Source organism: Caballeronia sp., from assembly GCF_028292365.1.
GTDB lineage: Bacteria > Pseudomonadota > Gammaproteobacteria > Burkholderiales > Burkholderiaceae > Caballeronia.
Genome location: NZ_JAQGMM010000392.1, coordinates 1 through 9,628, shown reverse-complemented (window position 1 = coordinate 9,628; position 9,628 = coordinate 1). Strand labels below are relative to the sequence as shown.

Annotated in this window: 8 protein-coding genes; 4 read left to right on the top strand and 4 right to left on the bottom strand. The window is 59.2% G+C overall.

Annotated elements, in window-relative coordinates; all coding sequences use genetic code 11:
• Positions 1-242: 242 nt before the first annotated feature.
• Positions 243-809, top strand: coding sequence for an XRE family transcriptional regulator (locus JWR14_RS23585; RefSeq protein ID WP_299712781.1), 567 nt, complete (start codon positions 243-245; stop codon positions 807-809).
• 8 nt (positions 810-817) lie between these two features.
• A complete protein-coding gene (locus JWR14_RS23580; RefSeq protein ID WP_299712779.1) occupies positions 818-1,363 on the top strand; it encodes a GNAT family N-acetyltransferase in 546 nt (181 codons plus the stop codon).
• A 317-nt stretch (positions 1,364-1,680) separates the two neighbouring features.
• Here the strand turns inward: JWR14_RS23580 and JWR14_RS23575 are convergent, their stop codons facing one another.
• Complete coding sequence (locus JWR14_RS23575; RefSeq protein ID WP_299712776.1) at positions 1,681-2,382, bottom strand: fumarylacetoacetate hydrolase family protein; 702 nt, start codon at positions 2,380-2,382, stop codon at positions 1,681-1,683.
• A gap of 157 nt (positions 2,383-2,539) precedes the next feature.
• Complete coding sequence (locus JWR14_RS23570; protein ID WP_299712773.1) at positions 2,540-3,457, bottom strand: helix-turn-helix domain-containing protein; 918 nt, start codon at positions 3,455-3,457, stop codon at positions 2,540-2,542.
• 448 nt (positions 3,458-3,905) lie between these two features.
• On the opposite strand from JWR14_RS23570, the gene serA reads away from it, so the two are divergent.
• Both serA and JWR14_RS23560 read left to right on the top strand, forming a co-directional pair.
• A complete protein-coding gene (gene serA / locus JWR14_RS23565; protein ID WP_299712784.1) occupies positions 3,906-5,126 on the top strand; it encodes a phosphoglycerate dehydrogenase in 1,221 nt (406 codons plus the stop codon).
• Between the two features lie 546 nt (positions 5,127-5,672).
• Entirely contained in the window at positions 5,673-7,433 is a 1,761-nt protein-coding gene (locus JWR14_RS23560; protein WP_299712771.1) for a winged helix-turn-helix domain-containing protein, read from the top strand.
• Between the two features lie 121 nt (positions 7,434-7,554).
• Here the strand turns inward: JWR14_RS23560 and JWR14_RS23555 are convergent, their stop codons facing one another.
• Together JWR14_RS23555 and JWR14_RS23550 are read right to left on the bottom strand one after the other, a co-directional pair.
• Positions 7,555-7,806, bottom strand: a complete 252-nt coding sequence (locus tag JWR14_RS23555) for a hypothetical protein (RefSeq protein ID WP_299712768.1) — start codon at positions 7,804-7,806, stop codon at positions 7,555-7,557.
• 404 nt (positions 7,807-8,210) lie between these two features.
• Entirely contained in the window at positions 8,211-9,563 is a 1,353-nt protein-coding gene (locus JWR14_RS23550; protein WP_299712766.1) for an MFS transporter, read from the bottom strand.
• Positions 9,564-9,628: the final 65 nt, after the last annotated feature.

Genomic DNA, 9,628 nt, shown 5'->3' with positions numbered 1-9,628 from the left:
GAAAATATTTCGGAACATCTGCTCGAAAGCGGCTTGGGAGAAGCGCCGCTCTTGCTGCCTGAATTGTCGTCGGTGAGCACGATTCTTCCCCGGCGAGTGTTTCGCGTTCACCGGCAGTGCCGCATCCACTGACGGGGCGCTCTGGCAGACAAGCCTGATCCCGACCCCAAGCCATCTACGCATCATCCCCACGCTTTGAGCGCGTCTTGCGCACGGCTTTATCGTCTACTATGATGGACGGTATGACATCATCAATAGACGATACCGGACCTCGCATCGCTCGCCGTATTCGGCTTGAACGAAGTGCGCGCGGATGGTCGCTCGCGGACTTGGCCGAATCCTCCGGAGTCGCCAAGGCGACGATCAGCAAGATTGAGCGCGAGGAAATCAGCCCCACCGCGGTCACGCTGGTGCGACTGGCCGCGGCCTTCGACTTGACGCTTGCAGGCCTTTTGGTGAGAGCGGAAGGCAATGGAGACCGCTTGTCGCGGGCGGCCGATCAACCGCTCTGGCGCGATCCCAAGACCGGTTATCTCCGTAAGCAGGTATTCAACAACCCGGATCATCCGGTGGAGATCGTTCAGGTCGATCTGCCGGCAGGGCGACAGGTAGTGTTACCGCCATCGTCTTATGCCCATATCCGCCAGGTTGTGTGGGTGTTGGTGGGCGATCTCGTGATCGTGGAAGGCGGTGAGCAGTACGCTCTGAGCGCCGGCGATTGCCTGGGATTTGGTCCGCCTTCGGAGGTAACCCTGGCTAACGAAACCGCCTCGACCTGTACCTACCTCGTTGTTCTCGCCCGGACTTAGTGGCCGTCATGTCAAACATTGAAATCAGCGAATTACGCGCTTCGTCGGCGATGAACGAGATGCTCAGCGGGCTCTTGATCGAGACTGTTGCAAACGGCGGTTCGGTCAGCTTCATGCATCCGCTGCTGCCCGAAGCGGCGGATGCGTTCTGGGCCAATGCGCTGGCTGCCGCAACTCGCGGCGAACGAGTGGTTCTGGGTGCATGGGACAGTAAGCGACTGGTCGGAACTGTCACCCTGTTGCTCGACTGTCCGCCTAACCAGCCGCATCGGGCAGAAATTGCCAAATTGATGACTTGTCTTAGCCACCGCGAGCGGGGTGTGGCGTTGTCGCTGATGCAGGCGGCAGAAAATCTGGCCGTGAAGCGCGGACGTACGCTGCTGGTTCTCGATACGGCAACCGATGGCGGAGCGTCGACGCTCTACGAACGTCTCGGATTTACTCTTGCGGGAGAGATTCCTGACTATGCACTTAAGCCGCGTGGAGGGCTGACCGGTACCAAGATTTACTGGAAGCGAATTGGCGCCCGGATCCCGATCTCGCTTGGCGATTAACGGAACTGTGTCGATGTTATACGCAGTCGGCGTCAGCGTTGCCGCCATAAAAACTTGAGGGCAGCAAGTCGCGGCTTGCAGCGGCTTATCCAAATAGCGCTGGACGCGAGTAGCACCGCGTTATCAACGCTTGGCGACACTTAGGTGAGGTTATTCGGGAGCGTTGCGCATCGGGTAGATGAGGGTCGCGAAAGACACGAGGACGGTTGCCATAAAGCGTCGAAGCCAGCAAGAGTGAGTGCTGGCTTCGTCTCAGACTTGGGCCAGGAAAGCTGTACGTTGATCAGTACAGCATACGGAGCCAACGCCCTTAAATTTCAGCCCTGAAGCTTGCCGATTTCAAACTGGAAATTGGCAACACCATCGACACCACCAGCGACTTTATCGCCCGGCTTCAACGTCCCGACGCCCGCGGGCGTGCCGGTAAAAATCAGATCACCCGGCTTGATGACAACCGCTTGCGACACCTGACTGATGATGTCTGCAACCGGCCAGATCATATCTCCGAGATCACCCGCTTGCCGTGTCTCGCCATTGACCGTCAACCAAATGCGACCGCTGCCCGGATGACCGATTTCCGATGCAGGACGGATAGCTGTGACGGGCGCAGATTCGTCGAAACCCTTGGCCCAGTCCCACGGCCGGCTCATCTTCTTTGCGATCGCTTGCAGGTCGCGCCGCGTGAGGTCAACGCCAACGCTGTAGCCGAAGATGTAGGACAGCGCATCTTTCGGCGCGATTTCTCGACCCTCTTTTCCGATGGCAATCACCATCTCTATCTCGTGGTGCAGGTCCTCGGTGAGCATCGGGTACGCAAGTGTTCCCGTTGCAGGCACGACGGCGTCGGCGGGCTTCGTAAAGAAGAACGGTGGTTCGCGGTCAGGATTGGCTCCCATCTCGCGCGCATGATCGGCGTAATTGCGTCCTACGCAAAAGACGCGGCGTACCGCGAAGGCGGCACTCGATCCGGTGACGGGCACAACGACAGTCTGAGGGGCGGGGAAAACGTATTCGGTCATATTGGTGAACTCGAAGGTGGAGGTTGTCTGGCGCGGATCATCGCGACGCCTACAGACAATATGCTTCGGCCCACCTCTCGTGCAGGACAAATCCGCCCTACGCCTTGGATTAAATTGCCCTATTCCGGGCCGCGCCAGCGAAAGGGCGCCTAGGAGTCTATAGCTCGAATTGCGACGCCCGGTATTCCGTAGGCGATGTTCCCACGGCTTGCCGGAAGCGTCGGGTGAAATAGGCTTCGTCGCGAAAGCCGACCACGAACGCGATGTCCTTGACGCGGCGGGTATCGTCTGCAAGCAATGCTTTTGCCCAGCTGATTCTTTGATCCGTTACCCATTGCACAAACGTCCTGCCGGTTTCTTTCTTCATCAGCCGGGCGACATAACCGGGAGTCAACGCCGCTGCGTGTGCGGCCGACCCTAGCGAAAGCGTGTCGTCTTCCAGGTGCTCCAGCACGTGACGCATCACTTTGCTGATGGAGTCGCGTCGGTTTACTGCGCGTTCATTAAGCGCCGCCAGTTGCATAAGCGGGTCTGCATATCTTGCGCAAACGAGTCCGATCAATTGCAGGAGGTAACCGCGAAGCCGGCTGGTCGCACCGAACCCGCGCGCACTATCTATCTCCATCATGAGGTGAACGATGCGTTCGACTTCGACGAGATCGGACTCCGTCAGCTTGAAATCGGTTTCGTCTTGAAAGCGAAAGGGCGCTAGCTCCGGAAACCGGATGACGGGAACACTGCCGAGGTCGATCCGGCCATCGACTGCATCGACATCAAGGCCAAGGAAGTCCAGCGCGAAATTGATCACGATGAAGCGGGAGTGTTCAGGGTGGGGAATCATGTGCACCCGGTGCGGCGCGATGAACGCTATTGAGCCCGTTGGGAAGGGACGCGTTACATTGCCGATCTGCTGCTTCGTGTCGCCACCCAGATTGATCTGGATCTGGAAGTAGTCGTGCTTGTGCGGTTCCGTGATCGCCGAGCGCAAGGTCTGGTCGCGAATATAGAAGTCGAGGCGATCACTGCGCTCGGGCATTGCATAGGTTCGGGACGACCGTCTGGCGATTGCGCTCATTGGCACGAACTCCTGCATGGGTTCCGCATAAATGCTGGTGTTTTCAACAGTTCATGGCCTGAGAGGGGAGTGTCGCCGCTCGTCAAGCGGTTGCACGAAGCGGCATAACTTGCTGCTGCTCGCAGTTCGTGACGGAACCCCACAATGGTGGGTAAGCAATACACGTTGGCCATCGTAAGGAAAATAATGTTGTCTGGCCTAAGAAACCAGCGTCAAGCATACCGCTTCGCCCGAAGCGTTGCTTTTGCCACCAGATAACGTGATCGAAAGAGCGCGCAAGCCCAAAGGCCCCATGGGCAGTAGGGTAGAAAATACGAATGCCCGGCAAGCGGTAACATCATCGTGACGTTTGAAGCTTGGGCGTCAATCCGTCCGGCATGATCGAGCGCGACGAAATTGCGAATGTTACCCGGACACCACCTGCTGGGCGTATGCATGGCCCACGTCACTGACACATAAGCGTTCTATGACCTCTGTTCTTCTACTCGAAAATATCCACGACACGGCTGTCGCGCGTTTCAGCGAAGCGAAACTCGAGGTTGAGCGCCGCGCGGGCGCGCTCGCCGGTACGAATTTAACGAGTGCACTTCAGGCACATAACCTGGTCGGGATTCGTTCGGCAACGCATCTCAGGCGCGAGGAAATCGATGCCGCGCGTCATCTGCTCGCAATCGGCTGTTTCTGCATTGGAACGTCCCAGGTCGATTTAAACGCGGCCGCGAACGCAGGAATCCCTGTTTTCAACGCGCCATTTTCGAACACACGCTCGGTCGCGGAACTGGTGATCGCCGAAGCTATCCTGCTGCTGCGCCGCGTGCCCGAGAAGAGCGTGCTGGCGCATGCCGGAACGTGGGCCAAAGGGGCAAGCGGATCGTTCGAGACGCGCGGCAAGACCATTGCAATAGTCGGGTATGGAAACATCGGCTCGCAGGTCGGCGTGCTTGCCGAAGCCATGGGAATGCGCGTGGTGTACTACGACGTGCAGGCGCGGCTCTCGCTGGGTTCTGCGCGTGCGGCGCAATCGCTCGCCGACGCGGTTGCCCATGCCGACGTGGTGACGCTCCACGTGCCTGCAACGGCCCAGACGAGCCGCATGATCGACGCGGCAACGCTGGCGTGTTTCAAAGCCGGTGCGATCCTGATCAATGCATCGCGCGGTTCGGTGGTCGATATCGATGCCCTCGCAGAAGCACTGCAGGCGAAGCGGCTGGGTGGTGCTGCCATCGACGTCTTCCCGGAGGAGCCCAAGACCAATGCGGATATTTTCAAGAGCGTGCTTCAGCATTTGCCTAACGTGATCCTGACACCGCATGTGGGCGGCAGCACGGAGGAAGCGCAGGAGAACATCGGGACCGAAGTCGCGACGAAACTCATTTCGTTTTTAACGACCGGCGACACAGTGGGATCGGTCAATTTTCCGCATGTCAATCCGGGACCGCTGGACGCGCCCGCGCGTCTGCTCAATGTCCACGGCAATGCGCCCGGTGCGCTCGCGACGCTTAACACCCGGTTGGCCGGTGAGGGCGCTAACATTGTCGCTCAGCACCTGCAGACGCAGGGCGAGACCGGCTATGTAGTAACGGACCTCGATAGGACCCCATCCAGCGAGTTGATACAGGCTCTGGCCCGCGAACCGGGCTTTATCCGAACACGCCTGCTGGTTAAATAGTCCGGCGTCATGCGAGGGACTGCGCGACTAATAGAAGCCGGTCCCTGGCCAGTGCCAGATCAACGCAAGATCAGCTCAGTGAAGTTGAGAATGATTACGCTATTTGCCGATAAGCGTCGGGATGCTTAGCTTATTGCGCAGGGTTGCATGGCGCGATAGGTGACACATGCGGCCTCAAATCAGATTTGAGGCGTGACGCCTACCAACGCCAAGCGCATTGATTCCACGCATCACCCTGTCTATTCCACTTCATGCACCACCCTCGGGCGTCGGCCAATATTCTTACCAGAATGGCGGATATGACATGCGGTCGCGTTCTAGGATAGTAGAGCGTTAGCACTCTCACGCAGAAAACAACGCGGTGCACTCTGGTCCCTGCGCTACTGTGCACGCCCGATGATTCCGGGAGAGCCATGCTCGACGATTCGCTCCCGATCCGAAACGAGATGATGGCTACCCGCCAGCGCTGGACGATCTTGCTCGTCAGCATGGGAGGCGCTGGCGCTTGATCGCGCGCACATAAAAATCGATCTCGCTGGAGGGCACATGAATATGCACGAAGCCATCAGGATCGGGGACGTCGAACTCAATGTGGAGCGTTACGAATTGCGCCGTGCGGGCCAGCGCATCCGACTGGAGCGCTTGCCGATGGAACTCCTGATTTTCATGGTGTCGCGCGGTGGCGAACTTGTTACGCGCGCTGACATTGTCAGGATGCTGTGGAGCGGCAACGCGTACCGGGATACTGACAACAGCATTAACACAGCGGTCCGGAAAATCCGGATCGCGCTCGGCGAGAATCCCGACGATCCGAAGTATCTGCTTACTATCAAGGGCAAGGGTTATCGCCTCGACGGCGTGCGGACGTCGCCCGCACAACAGGAGGCCGTCGCGCCAGCCGCCTTTCGTGCGTTGGTGCTGCCCTTCGAAAACAAAAGTGGTGACCCGGCCCAGGACGGCTTCTGCGATGCGCTCGCCGACGAGACTTCCGCGAACATCGGCATGTTGCATGCCGATCAGATCTGCGTCATTGCCAGGACCACCGCTGCAAGCTATCGGCGATCCAACAAGAGCATTGCGCAGATGGCGCACGAGTTGGCGGTCGACTATGTGCTGGAAGGTTCGCTCACGCGGGAGGGCGGACGCGTTCGCGTCCTGGCGCAACTGATTCGCTGCACCGATCAGGCGCAGGTCTGGGGCCACGCTTATGAGCCGTCCGCAAGCGGCTCGATGGATATGCAGAAGGAGGTTGGGACCGCGCTGGCGCGGGATGTATGGCCGACGCTCGCGGAGCAGCAGCGGCTCACGCTGACAAGACGCCTGCCCATCGATCCGGCGGCGCACGATGCGTACTTGCACGGACGGTATTACTGGTTACGCCGGGTTCATTTTCACCCTGGGTTCGCTGCGCATCACGGGCTGAGCGGCGAGGACTTCACGCGCGCGCTCGGCTACTTCGAGACCGCGCTCGAGCGTGATCCGACCTACGCGCTTGGTTATGTCGGCTTGTCGAATATCTATGGATCGACCGTCACGCATGGCCTCTCTGCGCCGTCGCAAGGTTATCCGAAAGCCAGGGAAGCCGCGCTTCGCGCATTGGAACTTGACCCGGACCTGCCGGAAGCGCATCACGCACTGGCTGGCGTGCACTATTTCTATGACTGGGACTGGCGTAAGGCTGAGGCAGAATTTCTCGAAGCGCTGCGCCTGAATCCCAACCTCGCCGAAACCAGCCGCCTCTATGCGCGGCTGTTGATGGTGCTTGGACGCGAGACGGAGGGGCGCGCGCAGTTCGATCGGGCGGAGCGGCTCGATCCGCTTACGTTCGACGGCTCACGGATATTCGGACTGGTGTTATCGGGCCGGTACGAGGAGGTCACGAGGGAGTTTCTGACCGAGGGGCATAGCAACCGGTCGCCATTGATCTATCAGGTGCTGTCGATCGCGTTCGAAGCCCAGGGCGCGTACAAGGAAGCGGTGGAAGCGACCGTCGATGCGTTGACGCGTTGCAACGACTTTGCCCGAGCCGAGGTAATCCGTACCGTGTGGGAAGCGGGTGGATACGACGCAGTGCTGCAGTGGTACTTGCAGGACTTACTGGCGAGGCGGCAGTCGGGTTATACGTCGCCGCTGCTGTTTGCGGAGATCTACGCCCGGTTGGGCAAGCAGGACGAGATGTTTCATTGGCTCGATGTGGCGCTGGCCGAACGATCGTCTCGCCTGTGCGAGCTGCGCACGAATGCATGGTTCGATCGCTATGGATCAACAGGGCGATTTCGTAACCTGGAAAAGAGGATTGGATATTGATGAAGGTGTCGCGAGGATGGGTGAATCACGAAGCGGTCACGGCTACCGGAGCGCCGAGCGCTCTGCCTGAACTCCGCGTGCAGGCTCGCCCCGTTACGCGGAATAGAAGCTCATGCCGGGGTCAATTCCCGTGATAGAGGTCCTGCAACCGGCGTTGTTCTCCGGATTGCTGTGAATGGAGGAGGTCCTGGTAGACCTGTTGCCGCGTCAAGCCCTTTGGCGCGCCCGCATCGCTTCTCGATATATCCGTCACGCCTCCAACGTCCTGCGCGGGCTGTGCGGTGGTTTGTGCGATCACAGGCTGGTCTTGCGCCCATGCGTGTCCAACGAGGAGGGCAGCAGCGCACGCCGCCACGATTCTAAGCGTCTTCATGTTGATTTCTCCCAAAAGCCAAGGTCGGACCGGTCAGCAAACTACTGGCCGAGAAAGGCGAGTCCGGACTATTCAGCGCTTGGGCGCTGAATAGTCCGGACTCGCGTGGGGTCATGTTGCGACGCTGCGTTAAGGAACTCCATCGACGCAAGATGAAGAAATCGTTAACAAGGTTCACGTGCAGGAACAATGCGCCTGGAATTGCATGCAAAGTGAAAGAATTAGGGTTGCTAACGATCTGCACGTGTGCCAGACAGCCAGGACCTAGTGCGATTCCGCCAGGAATGGCTCGGCATCGGCTGACGCGTCAAGGGATGGAGTAATTGGCGTGGACGTTTCTAAAAATGAAAATGGCGAACCGGCGCACGCCTTGCCTGGGTGCGGAACACCCTTACCAATAATTGTCAGATAGGCTTGCCTGTTGCAGGCCTGCCATCCGCGGGTCTCGCGCGGTCCTCGGCGCCGTGACGCAACCTCAGGCTGCATAGTGCTGCAATAAATAACGCCCCTGCAAGGATCACCAGGCCGTTCATGGGGTTGCCGGTCGACTGCTCGATCAGTCCCATGACAGTCGGTCCGACAAAGCCGCCCAGCAGGCCGCATGAGTTGACCAGCGCGAGCCCGCCGGCCAGTGCCGGGCCGTTGAAGCGGGACGACGGAAACGTGAAGATGATCGACTGCACCACAAAAAACATAAACGCGGATACGCATACGCCAAGCAGTCCGATGACCGGCGTTGAATACGCGGCGATCACGAGTCCCGCCGCCATCACGATCAGCCCGCCGGTCAGGATCTGCCGGCTGCGCGAAGACGTGCTTGCAAAGCGCGGCAGTGTTGCGGCGCCAATAGCCGCGGCAATCCACGGCAAGGCCGTCAGCACGCCGATCGCGAAGGGAGAAAAATGCCCCGATGCGCCAATGATGCCCGGCAAAAAGAAGATGGTCGTGTAGATGGTGAGCTGGTGGCAGAAATACACGAAGATTGCGAGCCACACCTGTTTGTCGGAAATCACGCTGCGCAGCGAGTGGCTGCCGCGGCCGCCGCTTGCCTGGTTTTCGCGTTCAGCCGCGAGGCGGCGTTCGAGCCCTTCAGCCTGTTCCTTCGACAGCCATCGTGCCGACGCAGGTCCGTCCGGCAGCACCTTCCACACGACGAAAGCCAGCAATACAGCAGGCAGCCCTTCGACAACGAACAACCATTGCCAGCCGTGCCATCCGAGCATGCCATCGAGTTCGAGCAATGCTCCACCAAGCGGTCCGCCGATAATATTGGCCAAACACACGCCGAGCAGGAAATAGCCCGTGGCGCGTGCCCGTTCCTCACGATTAAACCAGTAAGTGAGGTACAGCATCACGCCGGGAAACAAGCCGGCTTCGGCAGCGCCGAGCAGCAGGCGCAACACGTAGAATGAGGTCTCCCCACGCACGAACGCCATGGCAATGGAGAGCAGGCCCCACGTGATCATGATCCGCGTGATCCACATGCGTGCACCTACCCGATGCATGATGAGGTTGCTGGGGATTTCCAGGAGCGCGTAGGACAGGAAAAACAAGCCTGCGCCGAGTCCATAAGCGGCAGCGGACAGGCCCAGATCCACGCTCATGGAATGCTTGGCGAGCGCAATATTCGTGCGATCGAGAAAGCTGATCACATAAACGATGACAAGCAGCGGCATCAGCTTGCGGATCATCAACTGCGTGACGGCTGCATGCGCGAGCGGCGTTGCGGACCGCGATTTTGCTTGAGGTCTTGACATGGGAAACTCCAATCAGGGTCGACGGAACGCCAGGCGTCCGGGGAACAAACGTTGAGCGCCTGGGG

Coding starts and splice junctions, on each gene's coding strand:
- JWR14_RS23560 (WP_299712771.1), top strand. CDS start 5,673: ATGAATATGCACGAAGCCATCAGGATCGGGGACGTCGAACTCAATGTG.
- JWR14_RS23580 (WP_299712779.1), top strand. CDS start 818: ATGTCAAACATTGAAATCAGCGAATTACGCGCTTCGTCGGCGATGAAC.
- JWR14_RS23585 (WP_299712781.1), top strand. CDS start 243: ATGACATCATCAATAGACGATACCGGACCTCGCATCGCTCGCCGTATT.
- JWR14_RS23570 (WP_299712773.1), bottom strand. CDS start 3,457: ATGAGCGCAATCGCCAGACGGTCGTCCCGAACCTATGCAATGCCCGAG.
- JWR14_RS23575 (WP_299712776.1), bottom strand. CDS start 2,382: ATGACCGAATACGTTTTCCCCGCCCCTCAGACTGTCGTTGTGCCCGTC.
- JWR14_RS23550 (WP_299712766.1), bottom strand. CDS start 9,563: ATGTCAAGACCTCAAGCAAAATCGCGGTCCGCAACGCCGCTCGCGCAT.
- JWR14_RS23555 (WP_299712768.1), bottom strand. CDS start 7,806: ATGAAGACGCTTAGAATCGTGGCGGCGTGCGCTGCTGCCCTCCTCGTT.